19 protein-coding genes are annotated in these 22,891 nt (G+C 59.1%); 6 read left to right on the top strand and 13 right to left on the bottom strand.

Annotated features, from left to right (window positions below; all coding sequences use genetic code 11):
* Positions 1 to 111: 111 nt before the first annotated feature.
* Positions 112 to 699 (bottom strand): BPSL1445 family SYLF domain-containing lipoprotein, encoded by a 588-nt coding sequence (locus tag GH656_RS07885; RefSeq protein ID WP_153075364.1) that lies wholly within the window; start codon positions 697 to 699, stop codon positions 112 to 114.
* Positions 700 to 1,280: 581 nt separating this feature from the next.
* On the opposite strand from GH656_RS07885, the gene GH656_RS07890 reads away from it, so the two are divergent.
* Positions 1,281 to 2,114 (top strand): M15 family metallopeptidase, encoded by an 834-nt coding sequence (locus GH656_RS07890; RefSeq protein ID WP_153075365.1) that lies wholly within the window; start codon positions 1,281 to 1,283, stop codon positions 2,112 to 2,114.
* A gap of 226 nt (positions 2,115 to 2,340) precedes the next feature.
* On the opposite strand, the gene GH656_RS07895 is transcribed toward GH656_RS07890, so the two are convergent.
* The 3 genes from GH656_RS07895 to GH656_RS07905 all read right to left on the bottom strand — a co-directional run bounded on the left by GH656_RS07895 (position 2,341) and on the right by GH656_RS07905 (position 4,500).
* The gene (locus GH656_RS07895) at positions 2,341 to 2,790 is read right to left on the bottom strand and encodes a hypothetical protein (protein WP_153075366.1); all 450 of its coding nucleotides are present in this window, start codon (positions 2,788 to 2,790) and stop codon (positions 2,341 to 2,343) included.
* Positions 2,791 to 3,100: 310 nt separating this feature from the next.
* Positions 3,101 to 3,421, bottom strand: a complete 321-nt coding sequence (locus GH656_RS07900; RefSeq protein ID WP_153075367.1) for a PsiF family protein — start codon at positions 3,419 to 3,421, stop codon at positions 3,101 to 3,103.
* A 314-nt stretch (positions 3,422 to 3,735) separates the two neighbouring features.
* Positions 3,736 to 4,500, bottom strand: coding sequence for a YdcF family protein (locus GH656_RS07905; RefSeq protein WP_153075368.1), 765 nt, complete (start codon positions 4,498 to 4,500; stop codon positions 3,736 to 3,738).
* A gap of 467 nt (positions 4,501 to 4,967) precedes the next feature.
* Here GH656_RS07905 and GH656_RS07910 point away from each other — a divergent pair, with 467 nt between their 5' ends.
* The 5 genes from GH656_RS07910 (at position 4,968) to GH656_RS07930 (ending at position 8,713) form a co-directional block, all read left to right on the top strand.
* Positions 4,968 to 5,375: a BON domain-containing protein gene (locus tag GH656_RS07910; protein ID WP_246184229.1), complete on the top strand. Its 408-nt coding sequence runs from the start codon at positions 4,968 to 4,970 to the stop codon at positions 5,373 to 5,375.
* A gap of 314 nt (positions 5,376 to 5,689) precedes the next feature.
* Positions 5,690 to 6,433 carry a class I SAM-dependent methyltransferase gene (locus GH656_RS07915; RefSeq protein WP_153075370.1) on the top strand — a complete coding sequence of 248 codons (744 nt, stop codon included), beginning with the start codon at positions 5,690 to 5,692 and terminating at the stop codon, positions 6,431 to 6,433.
* A 253-nt stretch (positions 6,434 to 6,686) separates the two neighbouring features.
* The gene (locus tag GH656_RS07920) at positions 6,687 to 6,950 is read left to right on the top strand and encodes a heavy-metal-associated domain-containing protein (protein ID WP_153075371.1); all 264 of its coding nucleotides are present in this window, start codon (positions 6,687 to 6,689) and stop codon (positions 6,948 to 6,950) included.
* Between the two features lie 150 nt (positions 6,951 to 7,100).
* Positions 7,101 to 7,571 (top strand): Cu(I)-responsive transcriptional regulator, encoded by a 471-nt coding sequence (gene cueR, locus GH656_RS07925; protein ID WP_153075372.1) that lies wholly within the window; start codon positions 7,101 to 7,103, stop codon positions 7,569 to 7,571.
* A 119-nt stretch (positions 7,572 to 7,690) separates the two neighbouring features.
* A complete protein-coding gene (locus tag GH656_RS07930) occupies positions 7,691 to 8,713 on the top strand; it encodes an SLAC1 anion channel family protein (protein WP_153075373.1) in 1,023 nt (340 codons plus the stop codon).
* A gap of 95 nt (positions 8,714 to 8,808) precedes the next feature.
* On the opposite strand, the gene GH656_RS07935 is transcribed toward GH656_RS07930, so the two are convergent.
* From GH656_RS07935 to GH656_RS07975, 9 genes are all read right to left on the bottom strand, one after another.
* The gene (locus GH656_RS07935; protein WP_153075374.1) at positions 8,809 to 10,119 is read right to left on the bottom strand and encodes an MFS family transporter; all 1,311 of its coding nucleotides are present in this window, start codon (positions 10,117 to 10,119) and stop codon (positions 8,809 to 8,811) included.
* A 251-nt stretch (positions 10,120 to 10,370) separates the two neighbouring features.
* Entirely contained in the window at positions 10,371 to 12,008 is a 1,638-nt protein-coding gene (locus GH656_RS07940) for a SpoVR family protein (RefSeq protein ID WP_246184230.1), read from the bottom strand.
* On the bottom strand, positions 12,005 to 13,273 hold the full coding sequence (locus tag GH656_RS07945; RefSeq protein WP_153075375.1) for a YeaH/YhbH family protein: 1,269 nt from the start codon (positions 13,271 to 13,273) through the stop codon (positions 12,005 to 12,007). The genes GH656_RS07940 and GH656_RS07945 overlap by 4 nt, the downstream gene beginning before the upstream one ends.
* A 97-nt stretch (positions 13,274 to 13,370) precedes the next feature.
* Positions 13,371 to 15,293 (bottom strand): PrkA family serine protein kinase, encoded by a 1,923-nt coding sequence (locus tag GH656_RS07950; RefSeq protein ID WP_153075376.1) that lies wholly within the window; start codon positions 15,291 to 15,293, stop codon positions 13,371 to 13,373.
* A 546-nt stretch (positions 15,294 to 15,839) separates the two neighbouring features.
* Complete coding sequence (locus GH656_RS07955) at positions 15,840 to 17,579, bottom strand: methyl-accepting chemotaxis protein (RefSeq protein WP_153075377.1); 1,740 nt, start codon at positions 17,577 to 17,579, stop codon at positions 15,840 to 15,842.
* A 285-nt stretch (positions 17,580 to 17,864) separates the two neighbouring features.
* Entirely contained in the window at positions 17,865 to 18,806 is a 942-nt protein-coding gene (rbsK, locus tag GH656_RS07960) for a ribokinase (protein ID WP_281349641.1), read from the bottom strand.
* A gap of 374 nt (positions 18,807 to 19,180) precedes the next feature.
* On the bottom strand, positions 19,181 to 20,191 hold the full coding sequence (locus tag GH656_RS07965) for a LacI family DNA-binding transcriptional regulator (RefSeq protein ID WP_153075378.1): 1,011 nt from the start codon (positions 20,189 to 20,191) through the stop codon (positions 19,181 to 19,183).
* 12 nt (positions 20,192 to 20,203) lie between these two features.
* The gene (locus GH656_RS07970; protein WP_153075379.1) at positions 20,204 to 21,205 is read right to left on the bottom strand and encodes an ABC transporter permease; all 1,002 of its coding nucleotides are present in this window, start codon (positions 21,203 to 21,205) and stop codon (positions 20,204 to 20,206) included.
* The gene (locus tag GH656_RS07975; protein WP_153075380.1) at positions 21,202 to 22,803 is read right to left on the bottom strand and encodes a sugar ABC transporter ATP-binding protein; all 1,602 of its coding nucleotides are present in this window, start codon (positions 22,801 to 22,803) and stop codon (positions 21,202 to 21,204) included. Before GH656_RS07975 ends, GH656_RS07970 begins: the two co-directional genes overlap by 4 nt.
* Positions 22,804 to 22,891 lie beyond the last annotated feature (88 nt).

The raw sequence follows: 22,891 nt of genomic DNA on the forward strand, positions 1-22,891 counted from the left end.
ATGCCGCTGGGGAAACCCTCAGCGGCATTGATGCCTTCACGCTGCGCCTGAACTCAAGCCTGGGTGCTGCATCAAGCCAGAGCCCACGCTCAGCGTGCCAGCCGTTGCACCTTAAATCTTCAGGCGCGTGACCTTGGTGCCCGCCAGCGACAGGTCTCCCATCAGCCCGGCATTGGTTAGCACGATCACTTCAACGGGTGCGCTCGCCGTATTGGTATCAATCGCACCATTCACCCCCACCTTGACCAGCGCCACCGACGCATCACCGCCGACCGCCCAGCCATCTGAATTACGGAACGAATCAAGCGCGGGTTGTGTCATGAACAGAAAAATAATCGCCTTCGACTGGGCACCGGCTTGCAGCCCCACTGATCCCGACAGCGTGCTGTAGTAACCCACTGAGCTGCCGCCCACCTGCAACGCGCCCTCGCCATACTGGGCACCAACGATAAAACCCGCCTGTAGCACCGATGGGAACACCAGCACGCCACGCGCTTTCGACACCAGCTCGCGCGAGCCTTTGACCGTTGAATAAAGCCGCGACATGGTGCCGTCTACGCTGGCATCAATCGACTGGCGTTTGGAGGGGTTAGCCGCTCCCGTATCCGGCTTGTGTGGTGTCAAAGTGCAGCCAGAGAGCGCAAGGCCTCCGACGGCAAGAGTGGAAATCGTCCTCAGCATGAAGTTTCGTCTTTGCATTTTTTTCTCCATCATGGTTCCTGGGTGCAACCTTTTAGGGTCCGACAGGTTACGGGGTGGAGTTATATCACAGCGGCGCAGAAATAACCCTTTCCCATATCGACAAAAGCCTTATGCATCATGCATTTGCGGCCGATTCGGGGGCTGAAATCGGTCATTTTTACTGCTCTTTTACGGTCGTTATTGAGGGGGTAAAAGCGTGCTTGAGTAACTGGCAGGGCATATCGGGCGAGAAGAAAAAAAATGCTAAAAAAATGCGCCGGCCGAACGCGTTGCGCAGCTCAGCGCAACGTCATTTTTACCGGTTAGGTATGCCAGAGTCAGCGTCAGATACCGGCAACACATCCCGCCTGAAATCACACACGTCATGCATTGCGCGAAGCGCAGCGTAGAACCGTTTGGATGATTTCCACTAAGCCTCGGCGATGTCCGACAACCCGCATTGGCTGCGACGTATCATGTGTGCCGCATTGGATCCGAAGCGCCTGAAGCCTTCAGCCGCGCTGCCAGCGTTATGAGAAAAGTCGTCGCATTTGCGCTAGCGACTCACGTCTGTTTTTTTATTCCGAGGAAGTCAACTTATGTCTTTACGCCATCGTTCATGCGCTTACACGCTGTTGCTGATCCTGGGCAGTGGCATCGTGTCGGGCTGTGGTGCGGCCGTCCGGGCCGAGGTCAGCCCAATCACGCAAGGCCAGTGCGCGAATCTCAGCGCGAGCCATGTGATGAGCGACAACGCACCTGTCAAATGCGACCGGCTGCGCAGCGTGGCGTTTCCCTACATTGATTTCGATGGCCAGACCCATGAGGGCGAAGTGGTGGTGCTAGATGTGCTCGCGCCGCGAGTGCAGATGATTTTCACCGCGCTTTATCAGAAAAAATTTCCGCTGCACCAGGCGCTCACGATGGAGCACTACCAAGGCGACGACGAAGCCTCAATGGCGGACAACAACACCTCAGCCTTCAATGCCCGGCCGATGACAGGCGCAAGCGCGTGGTCCATGCATGCCTATGGCGCGGCGATTGATCTCAATCCGCGCCAGAATCCCTACATTGCATTTGGTGCCGACGGTGCCGCGACGGTCCTGCCGCCGCTGGCCGCGAAAGAAGCCGTGAACCGCCTGAACTACCGGCCGAACAAAAATTTCCGGCCCGGCATGGCAGAAGAGGTGATTGATATTTTTGCCAGCAATGGCTTTTTGCAGTGGGGCGGTTACTGGAATTTCCCGATTGATTACCAGCACTTCGAAATTGGTTCGAGCGCCTATACCCAGCAACTGGCGAGCGCTTCGGTCACGGAGGCGCAACGCTTGTTCGAGCAGGTCATCACTGACTATGCAAGCTGCATGGCAGAACCGGGCAGCGTGTCTCATGAGGCCGCGCGTGCGGCCTGTGTCAGCCGGGTAGCGCGTTAACCCGGACGCCATGCGGAGGTGAACGAAATCTAAAACAACGTGGGCCGTGAAGGAGAGCGCTGACGCGGATCTAACCGGTTGTTGAAAAACGTTCCGGGAGGCTAGCGCCGAAAAGATCGACCTCCCAAAACGCCCTATATGCCGTTCACGCAACCCGGGTCAGAGATGCACAGCCCCCCAAATACGGGTTGTAGAACGCGTGTCAAAGCAGTTTTTCAACAGCCTGCTAATGCTGATCCATCTGATGCTCTGCGGCCGGTGAACGGCGCAAGGCGCGCCGCACGCCGCCAATCAACACGCCGCAGGCCAGCAACACGGCGGCTGGCACCACCCAGTAGCCGACGAACGCATGCCACAGATACACCACGAGCGTGCTGCGCCGATGGGCATATTCGGCAAGCGCCTCTTGCTGACGCACCGCGTTGGCAGCGAGCACCTCAGCGGGACAAGCCGTTTGCCGGGCTTGCTCAGGCTTGCCATGACAGCGAGTTGCCGCACTGGTCGCGCGTTGCGCATCGGTAAGCTGCCAGGTGGTCAACACGCGCTCTAATTCGGCGCGGTTATAGGCCATTTCTTCCTGTATTTCGCGCACGACGACGATTAACACTGGCACGGCCCAGAACACCATCACGACCAGCCAGCGGCGTAACCAGCGGTTTTTACGCTTCCAGACCATCCGAGCCTCCGTGCGTGCGCTACGGCATCAACGATCAGACCTGCAGCCTTGGGGAAACCTGGGCATCTCTAAGGCAATTAAGGCTTAAAGCTAAAGCACCTTAAGGCAACGCCAGGTAGCAGGCCGTCTGCCGGCCATCATAGAAGAAAAGCAGGGGGCAAAGGAGGGGATTGTGGCCAGCACCAGCGCCCAAGTGCAGGCCACAAAAAAAGCATGCTGTGCCAACCATCGGCACAGCATGCTTAATGGATCCAACTGAGGGATCCAACTGAGGGATCAGCCGAGCCCTTCAGGGCTTAGCGTGTTGCTTTTATCCGTTGCTTTTATTGCTGCTGCTCAGGCAGCTTTTCATGAATGCTTTACGGTCATCACCTTTTTTACCGCTGGCTTCGGTATTGCAGGCTTTCATCTTTTCTTGCTGAGTCATTGGTGCCGCAGCCGGTGAAGCGGACAGGCAGCTTTTCATGAACGCTTTGCGCTCGTCGCCTTTTTTGCCGCTGGCCTGCTGGTTGCAAACGGTCATCTTTGATTGCTGGCTGTTGTCGGCAAACGCCGCAGGCACCAGCATCGCACCAAGGACGAGGGCGGCCAGCGCGGACTGGATCAGGCGGGTCTTCGAGTGAATCGTCATAAGGCACTCCATCGGTGAATAACGTGCTGTTGTGTGACGGGCCCTGACGCTTGCCTGCTAGTTAACGAGCTAGCAGAGCAAGTTAGCAGCAAGTGCGCGAGGGCGGTACGTCAGCCTGAAGCCGAAACGGCAAGCACTGCAAACACGGCAAACGCCAGGCTGTGAACCCCAAACGGCGCAACCCGTGCATCGGTTGACAGGCCTTCGTGCGCACGAAGACGCACGGCCGTGATCTCAAGACGGCGGCTAGAACCATGCCAGCACGGCTAGCGCGCCACACGTAAGCCAGCGCGCATCAACGCCAACGCCAGGCTTTATGCCTCGCCCGGCTGTTTGCTCACGGCATTCCAGCCAAACGCGTTGTACAGCGTGTAACGGGCGATGCCGAGATATTCGTGCAGCGCGAAATCTGTCACGGCAAAGTTGTAGGACAGCGGAATCAGCGTTAACACCGGGCGCAGATAATCCGCGCGGACAGGCATGGCATGGACGCCAAAATGGCCGAAATACAACAGGCTGCGTTGCAAATGAAGGCCTGATGACACCAGCAGCACCCGGTCCGGCGCATAGCGTTGTAGCAGGGCGCTCGTGAATTGCGCGTTCTGCCAGGTATTCATGCTGCCGGGTTCGAGCATCACATCCGCCGCACTGACGCCAAGCCGTACCAGCAAGCGCTGATAGACGATGGCTTCCGGAGAACCCAGATGCAGCGCATCGCCGCCGCTGACGATGATCTTGCAATCGGCTACGGTCTTGCGGCGGCAATCGTTATACAGCGCGGCTGCTTCAGCGATGCGGGCATAAGCGAACATGCCGGGTTCAACCGCCCCCGTGCGAGGCACCTTGGTGGTGCCCGCGCCTAGCAGCACCAGGGCATTGCGTTTGCCCCATACGGGCCGGGGTTTTATGTCATAGGTATCCTGCAGTTGCCCCAGCAGCCAGGCGGGCACCGGGCCACACCCGATCGCCAGAAACAGCACAGCCGTCAATGCATAGAGCATCACGCTCGTGCGCCGCCACGCCAGCGCGGCACAACCGATTGCGAATACGATCAGTATCACCAGCACGATCAGCGTCATCAGAACCTCCTTTGGCTTTGGCTTTGGCTGAAGGCCATAACGTGTGGCAGGAAGGGGCCTAGCCCCATGACGAGTCGGCTTTGAGCAGAACAGAGACGCATTTTTTCCTTGAATTTTTGCGTGAAGGGTGGGCCAGTTGATGAGCAGCGGGTGAGCAACGGGCGAGCAGCGGAAATGGTGCGCCGAAACAGCCGTTTTAATAAACCATGACACTCGAAGCTGGACTCAAAGCTGGGCATGCATCAGCGCGAAACTGCTAGCGCGCATCTATCAGGGAAGCGTCAAGATTTACAACGAGGCGGTGAAAACTACCTGCCGAAGTCCCCGGATAACGCTTACGGCGCCCCTTTGTTTTGCCATGCATGCCGCCGATCCCTTTAAAAACAAGCGTTCCCGATAGCTGGCACGCTCTTTGCGTGATAACTCATGAACCCGGCATCGTCGCCGGTACAAAAGGGGAGTTCACGATGAAAGACAACTCAGGCCGCGCTTTATCCAGTTCAACTGCGCAATCAGTCAAGAATCTGGGCGTCGCGCTCGTGACTACGGTCATTAGTGTCAGCGGCGCGCTGGTCACACTGAACGCACTCGCTCAAAGCACCGCGCCATCAACGGTATCGGCCAGCGTGTCATCGGATGCGGCGGCAGTGGGCAAGAGCGTGCGCGATACGACTGTCACGGCGAAGGTCAAGGCTGCGCTGCTAGCGACCAAGGATTTGTCATCGGGTGATATTCACGTCACCACGCATCACGGCACCGTCAATCTGGCGGGCAGCGTGCCGAGCGCCGAGCAAAAAGCCATGGCCGTTGATGTCGCCAGCAAGATCGAAGGCGCACGCAAGGTGCATGACGCGCTGGAAGTTCGCGCGCACTGAGGCGATTTCAATGCGCTAGCGCCAATGCCTGACGAAGTATTGACGAGAGATTGAGATCAAGACAGTCCGGTGTGCTTTGGTTTCGCCAGGCTGAACCGCAGAACGGCACCCCAGGAGCGGGACGGATCAAATCGTCCTGAGCTTCGGGGGTGCCGTTCGTTTTCATCGAAGATATTTTTCAATGGCGGTTTCGTGGGTTTTCTTGCTTTTCTTGCCTGTCTTGTAGCGCTGCGTCATTCAACCCAGCCCGCCTTGCCTGGATCTGATGCCTGCGGCATGCTGCCGGTTTTGCCGTTTGCGCAGCTTTTAAACACATGACTCAGAACATTTACGACGATCCGGCGTTCTTTGAGCGCTATAGCAAGCTGACACGTTCGATGGAAGGTTTGGCTGGCGCGCCCGAATGGCCCGCACTGCAGGCGATGCTGCCCGCGTTGCCGGGCCTTGATGTGGTCGATCTGGGTTGTGGCTACGGCTGGTTTTGCCGCTGGGTGCAGGAGCAGGGCGCGCGCAGCGTACTCGGGCTGGATCTCGCGGAAAAAATGCTGCAGCGGGCCCAGGCCTTGTCAACCAGCGATGCGCATCGCGCGATCACCTACGCGCAAGCCGATCTTGAAGCGCTAGCGCTGCCAGCGAACACGTTTGATCTGGCGTATAGCTCGCTGGCATTGCACTACATCAAAAATTTGCCGGGCTTGCTGCGCAATCTGCATCAGGCGCTCGTGCCAGACGGCAGCCTGGTGTTTTCGATTGAGCATCCGATTTTCATGGCACCCGCCAATCCTCAATGGCTGACCGATGCACAAGGCATAAAAACCTGGCCGGTCAATGGCTATCAACGCGAAGGGCCGCGCGTCACGAACTGGCTAGCCGATGGCGTCATCAAGCAGCACCGCACGCTGGGCACACTGCTGAACCAGTTGATTGACACCGGTTTCATGCTGACCCATCTCAACGAATGGGGACCGTCAGCGGCAGATCTTGCTGCCCGGCCTGAGCTCGCCGAGGAATGTGAGCGGCCCATGTTGTTGCTAGTGTCCGCGCGCCGCGTGAGCTAGTGAGCCTGGAGCCTGGGCTGGCCAAGCCAGGGGAAACGCGTTGTAGCCAAAGTGCTGCGATTCTTGAATGTCGTCAGCTCCAGGTAGCCGTTACAAAAAAATGATCGATAACTTAGATTATGTTAACTAAAAGAACCCGCCAACATTCCAGCTAGAACTCAACTAAAACAAACCCAGCCAAGCCCCTTGACCTTGACATCGTGGCAAAGCCCAACCTTCGTGCGTTATCAACGTTTTCCACCAGGAGCCTCGTATGATTACCTTTGAAATCAAGGACATGACCTGTGGGCATTGCGTTAGCACGATCAGCAGCGCAATCGCCACCATCGACCATCAAGCGGAACTGATCGTCGACATGGCCAGGCAGCGCATCAGCGTGCAGTCAGCAAGCGCCACGGCGGCAGCGCTGCAGCAGGCGCTTGAAAATGCGGGTTATGCCGCCACACAGATCACAGAAGTCACAGAAGCTGAAGCCTATCCAGGCATACCTGACATGCGAAGCAGCTGTTGCCACTGAGGTTGTCACTGAGCACGCCATTCCAGACCCTGAAAAGACCCTGAGACATGCCGAGACGACAAGCGCACGGCCTCTCTGTATGATCGTCCAGCGTCTGGAGTCTGAAACGACTGGGTTGATTATTCACCGCTAAATTCAGAGCCACTGTCCATGAACACCTCCAAAAATATCGGCCAGGCCGCTGCGGCCTCCGGCGTTTCGGCCAAAATGATCCGGCACTATGAGTCCGTGGGATTGCTCCCCAGCGCTCGCCGCACTGAGGCTGGATACCGTCTGTACAACGAAAGCGATGTGCACATGCTGCGTTTTGTCCGGCACTCACGGGATCTGGGGTTTTCCATCGACCAGATCAGTGAATTGTTAGCGCTCTGGCACGACCGCGGCCGTTCCAGCCGACGGGTAAAAGAGCTGGCGCAAACGCACCTGCAGGAGCTACAGCGCAAACTCGATGACCTGCTGGCGATGAAAGCAACGCTCGAAACGCTCGTGCAAAACTGCCACGGAAGCGACCGCCCAGATTGTCCGATTCTTGCCCGGCTGGCAGATCCTGCCAGCGTGGTATCGCCCCCCCCCGCTCGCAGCAAGACAGCCGGTCTGAAACGTGGTGCCGGCCTACCCTGAGCCTGGCACCTCGCCTACTTGCCTGTCACAACACCTCTGACTATCCTTGTGCCCTGCTCCGCCGCAATCCTGCGGCGGGCTCAAGCAATAGTCATGATCTACCGGGGGGAAAGACCACGATGACAGCTAATAGCACCACCATGCCTGCACCAGGTACTCAAAGCACACAGAACACTCAAAGCAGCAGTCCACTCAGCTATCTTCCTGTCAGCCTGTTCGGCGCCATCATGGGCTTATGCGGATTGGCGCTGGCCTGGCGTATTGCCACACAACACTACGGCGTGCCTGAATGGATCAGTGAAGCGTTAAGTCTGCTGGCAGTGCTCGCGTTCAGCGCACTCGTCGTGGCTTATGCGATCAAATGGGTGTGCTCTCCAGCTGCGGTGCGCAATGAATTCCAGCATCCAGTCGCGGCGAACTTCTTCGGCACGGCAATCATTTCAATACTCCTGCTGCCTGCTGTAATCGCGCCCTGGCTGCCTCACCTGGCCCGGGTTGTATGGCTCATCGGTGCCGCGCTGATGATCGTTTTTGCCTGGCTGATCGTGAACCGCTGGACCAGCGTGCGTCAGCAAATCGCCCATGCCACGCCCGCCTGGATTATTCCGCCAGTTGGAACGCTGGATATTCCAATCGCGGGTGTGCAACTGCAATTGCCAGGTTCACTAGAGGTTTCAGTGTTCGCACTGGCGGTGGGGCTGTTTTTCACCGTGCCGGTGTTCACGATGATCCTCTCTCGCCTGATTTTCGAAGAACCGCTCCCTCCTGCGTTCCAGCCCTCGCTGCTGATCCTCGTCGCGCCGTTCGCCGTTGGCTTCTCGTCCTACGTGAATATCACCGGCCACGTCGACTTGTTTGCCAGCGCGCTCTTTTACCTGGCAGTCTTCATCTTCATGGTGCTGCTGCCGAAGATGCTGAACCTGCGAATCTGCTGCCCGTTCCGCGTCTCGTGGTGGGCCGTCAGCTTCCCGCTAGCCGCGCTGACTATCGCCAGCCTCAGGTTCGCGGCCTACCAGCAGTCTGTCGTTGCCAATGCTTATGCGATCACGATGCTGGCCTTGTGCACGCTGGTGCTTGGCGGGCTAGCCGTTCGGACACTGACAGGCATACTGCGCGGTGAATTGAAAACGCTGACGCTGTAATCCTGGGCGGTGCGATTTGGCATGCCGCTGTGCCCAATCAAAAAAGCCAGCACCGTTCAGGTGCTGGCTTTTTCACATGCCGCGCCACAACGCCCTTACGGGGTGTCGCGCAGATACCCTTCTTTGGATGGATCGCGCATCTTGAGCGCCACGATGCAGGCAATCGCACACAACGCCGTGACGTACCAATAGAACATCGTTTCAACCCCAATCGACTTGAGCCAGAGCGCGACGTATTCCGCTGAGCCACCGAAGATCGCGTTCGCCAGCGCGTACGACAACCCGACACCTAGCGCCCGCACTTCTGGCGGAAACATTTCCGCCTTTATCAAGCCGCTGATCGAGGTATAAAAACTGACAATCGCCAGCGCCACCACGATCAGGCCAAACGCGGCATAGGGACTGGTGACGTCTTTCAGCGTATGCAGCAGGGGCACGGTGCCAAGCGTCGCCAGCGCGCCAAACAGAATCATCGAGCGGCGGCGGCCAATGCGGTCCGACAGCGCACCGAACAACGGCTGCATCAGCATGTAGACAAACAGCGCGGCGGTCATCACATTGCTCGCTGTCTTCGCGTGCATGCCCGCGGTATTAACCAGGTACTTCTGCATATACGTGGTGAACGTGTAAAAAATCAGCGAGCCGCCAGCGGTAAAACCCAGTACGGTCAAAAACGCCCGCTTGTGCCGCCACAGGCCGCCGATCGTGCCCGCATCCTTGCGTTGCCGGGTCGCGGCGCTGGTGGTTTCGTCCAGCGATTTGCGCAGATATAACGCCACCACGGCGGCTATCGCACCCACGACGAAAGGAATGCGCCAGCCCCAGGCTTTCAGCTCTTCAGTCGTCAGCAACTGCTGCAGGATCACCAGCACCAGCAGCGCGCAGAGCTGGCCGCCAATCAGCGTCACGTACTGAAACGAAGCGAAGAACCCGCGACGCCCTTGCAGCGCGACTTCACTCATATAAGTGGCACTAGTGCCGTATTCACCACCGACCGATAGCCCCTGAAAGAGCCGCGCCAGCAACAGCAGCGCGGGTGCCCATACGCCAATCTGCGCGTAGGTTGGCAAGACCGCGATGACCAGCGAACCACCGCACATCATGAATACCGACACCATCATCGCCGTCCGCCGGCCGCGTTTATCAGCCAGGCGGCCGAAGAACCAGCCGCCGATCGGGCGCATCAGAAACCCGGCAGCAAACACCCCGGCGGTGTTCAACAACTGCGTCGTCGTGTTGCCGCCAGGAAAAAAGGCCGGGGCGAAATACAGCGCACAAAACGAATAAACGTAAAAATCAAACCACTCGACGAGATTGCCTGACGAAGCACCGACGATCGCAAAAATGCGCCTCCGGGTATCGTGCTCGGTTAACCCGGTTTCAGTTACAACAGATTGGTTTGCCATGGCTGGAGTTGTTCCTTGTTTGGGACGAATAAGCCCGGCAACACACGACATTCGCGCGCAACGAGATGATTGAGTCTCAAGCTGGCGTAATACGCAATATTTGGGCTGGGCCGTATGGTAGCGGATATCGTCTAGCCCGCATCCCAGGCAAACACCGGGTAGGCAGCGCCTGTAATACGCACCCTCCGCCAATGCATCAGGCCAGCGCAAAGGCTGGCCTGATGGAACTCACGCAATGCCCGATGAATTTTTCAGAGCCGCACGCTGGGTGCCACATAAGGACATTCATAGCGTTTTCTGAGCGTGCCGCTCTCGTCAACGCTTTCCAGATACACATCGAACTGCCAGAGGCGCGCCATATGCCGCAGCACTTCTGCGCTATCGTCCGCCAGATGCCGGTTATCGCTCATAAAGTGGCGCAAGGTCAGGCTGCGGTCACCACGGGTGTTGACGGACCAGACCTGGATATTCGGCTCGCGGTGATGCATGTCGTATTGCCGTGCCAATGCCTGGCGCACGTACTGATAACCGCTGTCGTCGTGAATCGCGGAGACTTCGAGCGCGTCGCGCGTATCGTCATCCAGCACCGAAAAAAGCCGCATTGCGCGGATCAAATGCGGCGATAAATATTGCGCGACAAAACTCTCATCCTTGAAGTTGCGCATCGCGTAATGCAGCGCGTCGAGCCAGGGGCTGCCAGCCAGCTCAGGAAACCAGCGGCGATCTTCGTCAGTCGGTGCCTCACAGATGCGCCGGATGTCGCTCATCAGCGAGAACCCCAGCGCATATGGATTGATCCCGTTGTAATACGGCATGGTCACCGGCGGCTGGTACACCACGTTGCTGTGCGAATGCAAAAACTCCATCATGAAACCGTCGGTCAGCTTGCCCTGGCTGTACAGCGTATTGAGCAGCGTGTAATGCCAGAAGGTCGCCCAGCCTTCGTTCATCACCTGGGTTTGCCGTTGCGGATAAAAATACTGGCCAATCTTGCGCACGATGCGAATTACTTCGCGCTCCCAGGGTTCCAGCAGCGGTGCATTTTTTTCGGCGAAATACAGCAGATTTTCCTGGGGCTCAGGCGGATAGCGCTCACCAGTTTCTTCGGGCAACGGTGTGTGCCGCGCGGGCAGCGTGCGCCAGAGCTCGTTCACCTGGGATTGCAGATACGCTTCGCGTTCGCGCCGCGCGACGGATTCTTTCGCCAGCGAGAGTTTCTGCGGGCGTTTGTAGCGGTCAACGCCGTAGTTCATCAACGCGTGGCACGAGTCGAGCAGCTCTTCAACCCGGTCCAGGCCATGACGCTCTTCGCATTCGGCGATGTAATGCTTGGCGTACACCAGGTAATCCACAATCGCATGCGCATCGGTCCAGAGCCGGAACAGGTAATTGCCCTTGAAAAATGAATTATGTCCATACGCTGCATGCGCAATGACCAGCGCCTGCATGGTCATCGTGTTCTCTTCCATCAGATACGCGATGCACGGATTCGAATTGATCACGATTTCATAAGCCAGGCCCATCTGCCCGCGGCGATAGCTTTTTTCCGTTGCCAGAAAATGTTTGCCGAACGACCAGTGGCGGTAATTCACCGGCATGCCGACCGAGGCATACGCATCCATCATTTGTTCAGCGCTGATGAGTTCCAGCTGGATCGGGTAGGTGTCTAGCTGATACAGATCAGCGGCCTGGGCGATCTGCGCGTCGTAGGCTTCGATCAGCTCGAAGCTCCAGTCGGATGGGCACGGTAATGGTTGACGCAGTTGCTGCGATTGCTGCAAGGCCGCCTTTGCCGAACCTGCACGAGTGCCGTCAGATTTTGCCGGGTCCTGGATGGCGCTTAGCTTGCCGCCATCGGCTTCACGTTTCGAGGCCGTTTTTGGGTTCATGATGCCGCCACCTGCTTTTCAAAAAGCTCGCGGAATACCGGGTAAATATCCGCTGCTGCTTCGACCTTTTTCAGCGCCAGATGCGGCTCGCTTTGCGCCAGTTGCGTGTATTCCTGCCAGAGATTTTGCTCTTCAGGGGTGACCTGGATATAGGCGAAATAACGGACTTTCGGCAGGATCTCATCGGCCAGAATCTTGCGGCACCTGGGAGAATCGTCGGTCCAGTTATCGCCGTCCGAGGCCTGTGCGCCATAAATATTCCACTCGGTTGGCGAATAGCGTTCGTCGATGACTTTCTGCATCATCTCAAGCGCGCTCGACACCACCGTGCCGCCACTTTCGGTCGAATGAAAAAAGGTGTCTTCATCAACTTCTTCGGCACGCGTGTGATGCCGGATAAACACCACCTCAATGCGCTCGTAATTACGCTTCAAAAACAGATACAGCAGGATGAAAAAACGTTTGGCCAGATCTTTGCGCTGTTCATCCATCGAACCCGAAACATCCATCAGGCAAAACATCACCGCCTGGCTCGACGGCTGCGGTTGCTTGATGCGATTCACGTAGCGCAGGTCGAACGGGTCGATAAACGGAATGCGCCAGATGCGTCCGCGCAGATGATGAATCTCTTCTTCGAGCAGGCGAATTTCTTCGCGCCGGTCAGCCGGATCGGCTATCAATGCTTCGAGTTGCCGCTCAAGCTCATGCAATGCATTCACCAGCGGCGCGCCGAGTGCGATGCGGCGGCCCAGCGCGCTGCGCAGCGAACGCACTACATCGATATTGCTGGGGTTGCCTTCCGCAGACCAGCCCGCGCGAATATTTTTCCAGGTGGGCACAGCCAGCAAATGGGTTTTAACCAGCCGGGGCAACTCGAGATCATCAAAAAAGTACTGCATGAATTCTTCGCGGCTGAGCTCAAAGACAAAATCGTCTTCGCCCTCGCCTTCGTTGCTGGCCTGGCCGCCGCGCCCACCGCCCCCACCTTGCGGACGCTGAATCTGGTCGCCGCGAATGTAATCGGCATTGCCCGGATGAACCATCTCGCGCCGCCCGCCCGGGCCATGCCGGAATGAGGGTTCGGCAATGTCTTTGCGGGGAATCGTAATGCTCTGACTGGTCTGAATTTCCTTGATGCTGCGGTCGCGCACCGCGTCCGCAACGGACTGACGAATGTAGTGCTTTACGCGCCGGAGAAAACGCTCACGGTTGGCAATGCTTTTATTTTTTCCGGCCAGTCTGCGGTCGATGATTTGATGAAGCACATTCACTCTCCTGCGCCAGTTTCACCTGCACGCCACGCACCAGGAATGTCACGTGATGCCCCGTGTAAAACCTTATGACGAGCGCGTCATGACAACTTCATGATGACTTGCGCACCCGCAGATACCAGTCGCACAGGAGCCGCACCTGTTTCGGCGTATAGCCCTTGGTGACCATCCGGTTGACGAAATCTTCATGCTTGCGCTGCTCTTCCGCCGAGCCTTTGGCATTGAATGAAATCACCGGCAACAGCTCTTCGGTATTCGAGAACATTTTCTTTTCGATCACCACGCGCAGTTTTTCGTAACTGATCCACGCGGGGTTCATCCCGGCATTGGCTGCGCGCGCGCGCAGCACGAAATTGACGATCTCGTTGCGGAAGTCTTTGGGGTTGCTGATGCCAGCGGGTTTTTCGATTTTTTCCAGCTCAGCATTGAGTGCGGCACGATCAAAACTCTCGCCCGTGTCATGGTCACGAAACTCCTGATCCTGAATCCAGAAGTCCGCGTAAGTGACATAACGGTCGAAAATATTCTGGCCGTACTCCGAATACGATTCCAGATAAGCGGTCTGAATCTCTTTGCCGATAAATTCCGCGTACCGCGAGGCGAGCACGTCTTTGACGAAAGACAAATATTTCTGCTCGGTTTCCGGGGGAAACTGCTCACGCTCAATCTGCTGCTCAAGCACATACATCAGATGCACCGGATTCGCGGCAATTTCGGCTGAATCGAAATTGAATACCCGCGACAAAATCTTGAACGCAAACCGGGTGGAAACACCCGTCATGCCTTCATCGACTCCGGCGAAATCACGGTACTCCTGATAAGACTTGGCTTTCGGATCGGTGTCTTTCAGGTTGTCGCCGTCATACACCTGCATCTTTGAAAACAGGCTGGAGTTTTCCGGCTCCTGCAAGCGTGTTAGCACCGCCATTTGCGCCATCATCTTCAGCGTGCCAGGCGCGCACACGGCCTGTGCCAGCGATGAATTGCGCAGCAGTTTTTCGTAAATCTTGATCTCTTCGGAATAGCGCAGGCAATACGGCACTTTGACCACGAAAATGCGGTCTAGCAGGGCTTCGTTATTGCGGTTATTGCGAAAGGCTTTCCATTCGGATTCGTTCGAGTGCGCCAGAATCACGCCTTCAAACGGAATCGCACCGAAACCCTCGGTGCCTTTGAAATTTCCTTCCTGGGTTGCCGTCAGCAACGGATGCAGCACCTTGATCGGTGCCTTGAACATTTCGACGAACTCAAGCAGGCCCTGATTGGCAAGGCACAAGCCGCCGGAATAGCTGTATGCGTCGGCATCGTCCTGAGCGTATTGCTCCAGCTTGCGGATATCGACCTTGCCGACCAGCGACGAAATATCCTGATTGTTTTCGTCACCCGGTTCGGTTTTGGCAATGCCGATTTGCCGCAGGATCGACGGATAACGCCGCACGATCCTGAACTGGCGGATATCGCCGTTGTATTCGTGCAGGCGTTTCACCGCCCATGGGCTCAGCACGCTCTTCAGATAACGCTGGGGAATCCCGTATTGCTCTTCAAGAATCGGGCCGTCTTCGTCGTAATCGAACAAGCCTAATGGCGATTCGTTCACTGGCGAGCCCTTGATTGAATAAAACGGCACACGTTCCATCAATTGTTTCAGGCGTTCAGCAATAGAGGATTTACCGCCGCCCACCGGGCCGAGTAAATACAGAATCTGTTTCTTTTCCTCCAGCCCCTGAGCGGCATGACGGAAATAAGCCACGACTTGCTCAATCACTTCTTCCATGCCGTAAAACTCACGGAATGCGGGGTATACCTTGATCACCTTATTGGCAAAAATCCGCGATAAACGCGGATCGTTGCGGGTATCGATTTGTTCCGGCTCACCAATTGCCATGAGCATGCGCTCGCCTGCTGTGGCATACGCGACGGGATTGCTTTTGCAGAGCGTCAGATATTCTTCCAGCGAGAGTTCATCTTCTCGTGTTTTTTCAAAACGGGACGCGAAACTGCTGTAGATATCCATACTGCCTCCTCGCTAAAGCTGGTTTTTAAAACGCTTGGCGTCATGTGCGGCACGCGCGTCAAAAGCCTCATATCTCGAAATCATCCTAAACCCTTTTAACGCATTTTTCACGAACTACCTGCTGAAAACCGGCTTCTGTTTTTTCAGCTTGGAAACATCGCTTCGCTCACCTACAATCATTCGCCGCGTCGTGCCGAGCCTCGGGACTACGCCCGGGTCAGTCCAGGTCAGTCCAGATATTAAGCCCCGGCACCAAGCCTGAATGTTGCGAGCCGCAGCCGCTCGCTGCAAACCCTGTCAGCCTCGGGGTTTTTCCTCACGGGCAAACGCTAGCGCACCATCACATCCTGTCAACGCATCACCCTGGTGGCACCCAGCGGTGCCCCAGCGGTTTGAGCCAGCCCCATAAAAAAAGCTACCGTTGCTCGCGCAAAGGTAGCTTTTTCCAACCTGTGAATGTGTCGCTGTTGCTTGCCGTTTGCGTTGCGCCAGTTTGACCTGTTTACCCGTTTAGACCGCGTGTATTGCGCTGGCACGCCGCGCAGGCTAGAACGTCTCCCAGTCCTTGTCGCCCCCTGCAGTGGCCAGCACCGGTGCCTTGCTCGCGGCCGATGTCGTTGGTGCAAGCCGCGCTGAGGCTACTGAGGCCGCTGAAGCCCCCGATGCCGGGCGTGTCCTGAGCGGAGCCGGACGCGACTGGCGTGCCTGAGGTGCGCTAGCCGGATGCGCGCTCACCCCGCCTTCATCTTCAAGCTGGAACACCGCAACCGCTGAGCGCAGTTTGCTGGTCTGGTCTTCGAGCGATTGCGCGGCGGCCGCCGCCTCTTCAACCAGCGCGGCATTTTGCTGCGTGACTTCATCCATCTGCGTCACGGCCCGCGCGACCTGGTCGATGCCGCTGCTTTGTTCTTCAGAAGCCGCCGCGATCTCGCCCATGATGTCGGTCACGCGCTGCACCGCGCCAATGATTTCGTTCATCGTGCGGCCAGCTTCATCAACCAGCGCCGAGCCCGACTGCACCCGCTCCACCGAGGTATCAATCAACTCCTTGATCTCCTTGGCTGCTGCTGACGAGCGTTGTGCCAGGCTGCGCACTTCACCTGCGACCACGGCGAAACCGCGCCCTTCTTCCCCGGCGCGCGCGGCTTCCACTGCCGCGTTCAAGGCCAGGATGTTGGTCTGAAAGGCAATCCCTTCGATGATCGAGATGATGTCGGCGATCTTCGCTGAACTCTGGTTGATCTCGCCCATCGTGCCCACCACCTGACCCACCACGGCGTTGCCCTTGTTGGCGATTTCCGAGGCGCTGGCCGCGAGTGCGCTAGCCTGGCGGGCGTTGTCTGCGTTCTGCTTCACGGTGCCGGTGAGCTGCTCCATGCTTGAAGCGGTCTCCTGCAGCGCCGAGGCTTGCTCTTCTGTGCGCGACGACAAGTCGATATTGCCTGCCGCGATTTGCCGCGTTGCCGTCGCAATCGATTCGCTGCCGGTGCGCACCGTGCGCACCGTGTCAGTCAGACTGCGCTGCATTTTGCCGATGCCATCGAGCAGCAAGCCCATTTCATCGTGCGAGCGGGCCACCGCCTGACGGCGCAAGTCACCTGCGGCAATCGCGTCGAAATGCTCCAGTGCTTCGTTCAGCGGACGCGCAATCGAGCGGCGCAGCGTCATATACGAAAACAGCGCGGCAAGCACGCCGGCACCTAATGTTGTGCTGCAGATGATGCGGAACCAGCCGTACATCTCCTGCGCATGTTCGTAGCCATTCTGGGCATCGTCGAACTGCATCTTGCGCAGCCGCTCGCCGCTGAGCACGAGGTCGTTGTAGCTCGCCTGCAAGAGCCTGGCGGAGTCCACGATCTTCGCCTGGTCATTCGACACCACCGCAGCGGCGAAGCCATCCATCACCTGGTGCAGCGCCTCACGCTTGCCACTAACCTCTTGCGCCACGCGGTCTTCGTCGGCGTCACGCGGCAAGGCCAAATAACGCTTCCACCAGTCTTCTGAGAGCTTGCGCATGGCGACTGCCCGCTCCAGCGTGGCAGGCACCTCAGGCAAGCCCACCAGCAATGCCGCCCGGTCGAGCGCCAGGCGCTCGCGTGCGGCATACAGCTCTGCATTGCCGATATTCACGGCGCTCGGCATCTGGTTGGTATAAGTCTCGCGGTATGAATCGTTCGAGCGGCTCATACCCAGCAGACCGAGTACTCCCATGGCGACGAGCAAAAGAGCGAGAAAACCCATCGTCAGCCCAATGCGCGCCTTGATCGTGATGCCGTTGTTCAACATGCTGTTCCCCGTAACGGATCGAATTGAAATGCTGCCTGTCGCAGCCCCATGCGCCCGCTGTCGCGCCCGGCTGGGCGTGCAGTCGTGTGGCGTTCTTATCCCGTTTACGGCATGCGTTACGAATACTTGAAAGTTTTAAATGGGCTGTTGAAGCGGCTGGACAAAGGGCTTGAGGAGGAGTTAGGGGCTTGAATCGTCATGGTGCTGGTTGCGCTGGTGAGGGGCGCGGTCATCCGCGCCATCAACACCACTCGCCGTTCGCCGCCGCAACCGCCCACGGCAATCTCAGCGCTGCAACTCCGCCAGGAATGGAATCGACGGCTGCGCCCCGGCACGGGTCACCGATAACGCAGCGGCGTGTTGGGCAAAAGCGATCGCTTCCTGCGCGGCAACGCCCTGCGCGAGCTGGGCCGCTAGCGCACCAATCAGGGTGTCGCCAGCGGCGGTGGTATCGACGGCATGAACCTTGGGGGCCGGATGATGCACAGCTGGCGTGCCTTCGAGCAATGCCAGCACCCCTTGAGCGCCAAGCGTCACGATCACGTTGCGCGCGCCACCGGCACGCAACTGCGCAGCGGCCGCTGCCGCCGTATCCGGTGAATCGACCGGCAGGCCGGTCAAGGCGGCAGCTTCATGCTCATTCGGAATCAAATAGTCGATCAGCATCAGCCAGCCGTCGGGCAGCGGGCCATTGGCTGGGGCTGGATTCAGGATGGTCGTCGCGCCGTGGCGGCGGGCCCGGGCTAGCGCCTCATGCACAGCGTCCAGTGGGGTTTCAAGCTGACAGACGACGACCTTCGCGGCGAGCGCTGCATCGTGCCGCGCCAGCGCATCGGCGTTCAGCAGGCCGTTCGCGCCCGCGACGATCACGATGGCGTTCTGGCTGGCGTCATCCACCACGATCAGCGCCACGCCGCTGGCTACTGCCGCATGGGTTTCCAGCGCCGTGCAGTCGATCTGTTCCGCTTCGAGCCCAGCGCGCAACTGCGCGCCGTTGGCATCCGCGCCGAGGCAGCCCACCAGCGTCACCTGAGCCCCGAGACGCGCAGCGGCCACGGCCTGGTTGCCGCCCTTGCCGCCTGCGACCTGGGCGAAGGTCTGCCCCGCGAGGGTTTCGCCCGGCTGCGGCAGACGCTGCGCCCGTACCACCAGATCCATGTTCAGACTGCCGACCACCGTCACCGTTGCCCGGGCGGGTGTGGAGGTTGATGCGGGGGATGTCGCCACGTTGCGTCCTTTACTGTTTGCTGTTTGCAGATATACGGGCTGCTGGCATGGCCTGCGTCAGCAGCATGAAACGGAAAGTGGCAGTCAGCACGGCCAGCAATATGAAGCGCTGCGGCATGCGATCAGACACACGTCAGGTAGACACCAGGCACGGCCGGTGCCGTGATGCCTGTCCTCCACGCGCTTTGCACGGCAAGTAACTGCCACGCTCAGCGAGGGGCAAACCGCCTGGTCGATTCGCGCACCACCCAGGCTGATGCAACACACCGCACGCCGTTAAAGCCTTACCGCACGTCCGATCAAACATCACCGCCCAGTCGCAGTGCCCTCACCCTAATCACCCACGCGCATTACATGGCAAGCAATTGCCACCCTCAGCGAAGAGAAACAAACCGCCCGGTCGATTCACGCACCACCAGTTCAGGCGTGACGATGCGCTGGCGCGCCAGGCCCAGCGCGGGCTGGCTAATCCGTTCGAGCAAGGTGTGCGCTGCGCTCTCGCCCAGCAGCCGTACCGGCTGCCCAACCGTCGAGAGCGACGGATAGGTAAAGCATCCCAGTTCGAGCGCATCGAAGCCGATGATCGAACACGCCTCGGGCACGCGAATGCCGCGTTCCGCCGCCGCGCGCAACGCGCCAATGGCCATCATGTCGTTACTGGCAAAAATCGCGCTGGGCTGAAGTGTGTCAAACAGATGTCCCGCTGCGCGATGGCCGCCCACCCCAGAAAAATCGCTGGCGATAATCGCCCCCGCTGCAAGCGGGACGCCGTACTGCGCCAGCGCCCGCTGAAAGCCCTTGACCCGCATCGCGCTGACCGCCGTGCTAACCGGCCCGGCAATACAGCCCAGCTTCACGTGGCCTAGTTCAAGCAAATGCTGGGTGGCCAGATACGCGCCGTATTCGTGGTCGATCTGCACCAGATCCGCATTCAGTCCTTCAAGATGCCGGTCAACAATCACCAGTGGTGTGCGGCTGCCGCCCAGAAGCTGGGTCAGTATGGTGTCGTCGCCTGCTGAAGCGACGATCAGCCCGTCGATGCGTTTTTCCTGCAAAACCCGCAGATAGTGCTGCTGTTGGCCCAGATCGTCGCCCGAGTGGCACAGCAGCACGCAGTAGCCCCGGCGCATGCAGGCTTCTTCGACGCCATGCGCGAGTTCGGAAAAATACGGATTGGTGCTGTTCGGCACCACCAGGCCAATCGTCGCGGTACTCCGTGCCTTGAGCGAGCGCGCCACGGCTGACGGCACGTAATCGAGCTGGCGAATGGCGCGCTCGACTTTGGCGCGGGCACTGGCCGAGACGGGACGAGTGTTGTTCACCACATGCGACACGGTGGTAAACGACACGCCCGCTGCGGCGGCGACATCCTTGATCGTTGCCATGCAGCGGCGAGCCTATATGCGGCGCTTGCTGCGGTAGGTATCGAGCACCACGGCAATCACAATCACCGCCCCGGTAATGATCCGTTTCGTGGGTTCATTCGCACCGATCTGCGCGAGCCCCGCCGCTAGCACCGAAATAATCAGTACGCCAAAAAACGTGCTGATAACCGAGCCTCGGCCGCCCATCAGGCTGGTGCCGCCAATCACCACGGCCGCTATCACCTGAAGCTCCATGCCCGCCCCGGCATTCGGATCAGCCGCTTCAAGCCGGGAGATCTGGAACAGCGCCGCCAGGCCCGCCATCGCGCCCATCAGCGCGAACACCATGATCTTGTACGGACGGGGATTGACCCCTGCCAGCCGGACGGCTTCTTCATTGGTGCCGATGCCGGTCAGATAGCGGCCAAACACGGTGCGCGTAAGCACCAGGTGCCCCACTAGCGTCACGGCCAGCGCGAGCAGAAAAGCCGGTGAAATACCGAGAGCGAGTGGATTGGAGAGGAAATCGAATGCGTCGCCGATATAGGCGGTGCGCGAATCGGTGAGCTGGTAAGCCAGGCCGCGTGCGGCTTCCAGCACGCCCAGCGACACGATGAAGGAGGGAATCCGCCAGGCCACGGTCACCGCGCCGGTCAGCGTGCCGCACAAGGTGGCCGCCGCCACGCCGAGCAACGCGGCAGGCCATGGCCCCCAGTGCCAGTGCAGTGCGGCCACGCTGACCACCGACGCACCCAGCGCCAGCACCGAACCCACCGAGAGATCGATCCCCGCAACCATCAGCACGAAGGTCATGCCCACCGACATCACGACGAGATCGGGAATCTGGTTGGCGATGGTGCTGAACGTGTCGTAGGACCAGAAGTGCGAACTAAGCGCGGAGAACAGCGCGATCATCGCTAGCAGCGCGCCTGCCAGGCCCAGATAGCTGGAGAGCGCGACCCGGGCGCGCGCACGGCCGCTGCGTGGGCTTGTCACGGGAGGTGTGCGGGGTGGGGATAACGGCTGGCTGCTCATGAAAAATGCTCCGCTGATGGCGTGGGTATCGGTGCAACATGCGGGGTCGCGGCGTCGCCGCGATAGCCCGCGAGCGCGGCGGCCAGCAGTGCATCCTGCGACCAGTTCGCGCGCGTAAAGATGGCATCCATGCGCCCCGCTGACATCACGCCAATCCGGTCGCAGATCAGCATCAGTTCGCGCAGCTCGCTCGACACCACCACCAAGGCCCGCCCTTCGCGCGCTAGCGCGCCGAGCAAGGCGTAAATGTCGAATTTGGCGGCGACGTCGATGCCACGGGTGGGTTCATCGAACAGCAGCACCTTGCACTCGCGCGCCAGCCAGCGTCCGATCACCACTTTTTGCTGATTTCCGCCAGAAAGCTCGCCCACGGGCTGCTCCGGGCCTGAGGTGCGAATCCGCATCGCGTCGATCTGGCGTTGCGCCAGCGCGTGCTCGCTGGCGCGGTCGATCCAGCCGTGACGCGCGACGCAGCGCAAGTTGCCCAGCGCCACGTTCGCCGCCACCGGTTGCGACAGCAGCAGGCCTTCGCCTTTGCGGTCTTCAGTAATCAGCGCCATGCCGTGACGCACTGCATCCGCTGGCGAATTGATCGTCACTGGCTGGGGCGTGGCACCCGGTGTCAGAGCCAGTGCGACCGTGCCGTGGGTCTTTGGGTCCGCGCCAAAAATCAGCCGCAACAGCTCGGTGCGCCCCGCGCCAATCAAGCCGCTGATGCCAAAAATTTCGCCTGCGCGCACCTCGAACGACACCTCTCGCACCGCTGCCGCGCGCCCGATGCCTTTGACCTGCAACAGCGGCGCGCCGAGCGTGCGCGGCCCGAGATCAATCTGCTCGCCCAGCACGCGCCCCGCCATCAAGGTGACGATTTGCTCGCTCGTCAGATGTGCCATCGGCCCTTGATGCACCAGTTGTCCATCGCGCAACACCGCGATGCGCTGGGCAATTTGCGCCAGTTCTTCGAGCCGGTGCGAGATGTACACCATGGCCACGCCGCGCGCCTTGAGCCGCTCGATCTGCTCGAACAGCAACGCTACTTCGTGCGAGCTCAGCATCGCGGTTGGTTCATCGAGAATCAGCACGCGGCAGTCGTCAATCAGATTGCGCGCGATCTCGACCATCTGCTGATGCCCGATGCCTAACTCGCCCACCAGCGTGTCGGGATCGAGCGTATCCAATCCGACCTGGGCCATCGCCTGACGGGCGTCAACGCGCAGACGGCGGCGGTCGATCCAGCCCGGCCGCCAGCGGCTGGATTGCGGCAAGCGATTGAGAAAAAGATTTTCGGCGATGCTCAGCGTTGGCAGCAAGTTGAGCTCCTGCATCACCATCCGCACGCCCAGCGCTTCCGCTGCCTTGCGGCTGGCTGGCGCATAGGGACGCTCCGCCAGGCGCATGGAACCGGCATCCGGCTGCACCAGGCCGCCAATCAGCTTGGACAGCGTGCTTTTGCCTGCACCGTTTTCGCCGGTCAACGCCAGCACTTCACCAGCTTGCAAAGCCAGCGTGACATCGGCCAGCACTGGCTCGGCATAGGTTTTACCCAAACCGGTCACGGACAGCACAGTCCGCGCGGGAGCATCAGGGGAAGCATTCATCAGGGAGTTCCAGACACACGGCAAGCAGGTGCATCACGACAAAGCAGCGGCGCAACTACGGCATCGCTGCGGCAGAACCACGGTAGAA

Source organism: Paraburkholderia bonniea, assembly GCF_009455625.1.
Classification (GTDB): Bacteria; Pseudomonadota; Gammaproteobacteria; order Burkholderiales; family Burkholderiaceae; genus Paraburkholderia; species Paraburkholderia bonniea.

What these genes read in the sequence shown, in the direction of transcription:
- GH656_RS07885 (WP_153075364.1), bottom strand. Translation starts at nt 699, where the DNA reads ATGCAAAGACGAAACTTCATGCTGAGGACGATTTCCACTCTTGCCGTC.
- GH656_RS07975 (WP_153075380.1), bottom strand. Translation starts at nt 22,803, where the DNA reads ATGAATGCTTCCCCTGATGCTCCCGCGCGGACTGTGCTGTCCGTGACC.
- GH656_RS07900 (WP_153075367.1), bottom strand. Translation starts at nt 3,421, where the DNA reads ATGACGATTCACTCGAAGACCCGCCTGATCCAGTCCGCGCTGGCCGCC.
- GH656_RS07970 (WP_153075379.1), bottom strand. Translation starts at nt 21,205, where the DNA reads ATGAGCAGCCAGCCGTTATCCCCACCCCGCACACCTCCCGTGACAAGC.
- GH656_RS07965 (WP_153075378.1), bottom strand. Translation starts at nt 20,191, where the DNA reads ATGGCAACGATCAAGGATGTCGCCGCCGCAGCGGGCGTGTCGTTTACC.
- GH656_RS07955 (WP_153075377.1), bottom strand. Translation starts at nt 17,579, where the DNA reads ATGTTGAACAACGGCATCACGATCAAGGCGCGCATTGGGCTGACGATG.
- GH656_RS07950 (WP_153075376.1), bottom strand. Translation starts at nt 15,293, where the DNA reads ATGGATATCTACAGCAGTTTCGCGTCCCGTTTTGAAAAAACACGAGAA.
- GH656_RS07895 (WP_153075366.1), bottom strand. Translation starts at nt 2,790, where the DNA reads ATGGTCTGGAAGCGTAAAAACCGCTGGTTACGCCGCTGGCTGGTCGTG.
- GH656_RS07905 (WP_153075368.1), bottom strand. Translation starts at nt 4,500, where the DNA reads ATGACGCTGATCGTGCTGGTGATACTGATCGTATTCGCAATCGGTTGT.
- GH656_RS07890 (WP_153075365.1), top strand. Translation starts at nt 1,281, where the DNA reads ATGTCTTTACGCCATCGTTCATGCGCTTACACGCTGTTGCTGATCCTG.
- GH656_RS07915 (WP_153075370.1), top strand. Translation starts at nt 5,690, where the DNA reads ATGACTCAGAACATTTACGACGATCCGGCGTTCTTTGAGCGCTATAGC.
- GH656_RS07910 (WP_246184229.1), top strand. Translation starts at nt 4,968, where the DNA reads ATGAAAGACAACTCAGGCCGCGCTTTATCCAGTTCAACTGCGCAATCA.
- GH656_RS07940 (WP_246184230.1), bottom strand. Translation starts at nt 12,008, where the DNA reads ATGAACCCAAAAACGGCCTCGAAACGTGAAGCCGATGGCGGCAAGCTA.
- cueR (WP_153075372.1), top strand. Translation starts at nt 7,101, where the DNA reads ATGAACACCTCCAAAAATATCGGCCAGGCCGCTGCGGCCTCCGGCGTT.
- GH656_RS07920 (WP_153075371.1), top strand. Translation starts at nt 6,687, where the DNA reads ATGATTACCTTTGAAATCAAGGACATGACCTGTGGGCATTGCGTTAGC.
- GH656_RS07930 (WP_153075373.1), top strand. Translation starts at nt 7,691, where the DNA reads ATGACAGCTAATAGCACCACCATGCCTGCACCAGGTACTCAAAGCACA.
- GH656_RS07935 (WP_153075374.1), bottom strand. Translation starts at nt 10,119, where the DNA reads ATGGCAAACCAATCTGTTGTAACTGAAACCGGGTTAACCGAGCACGAT.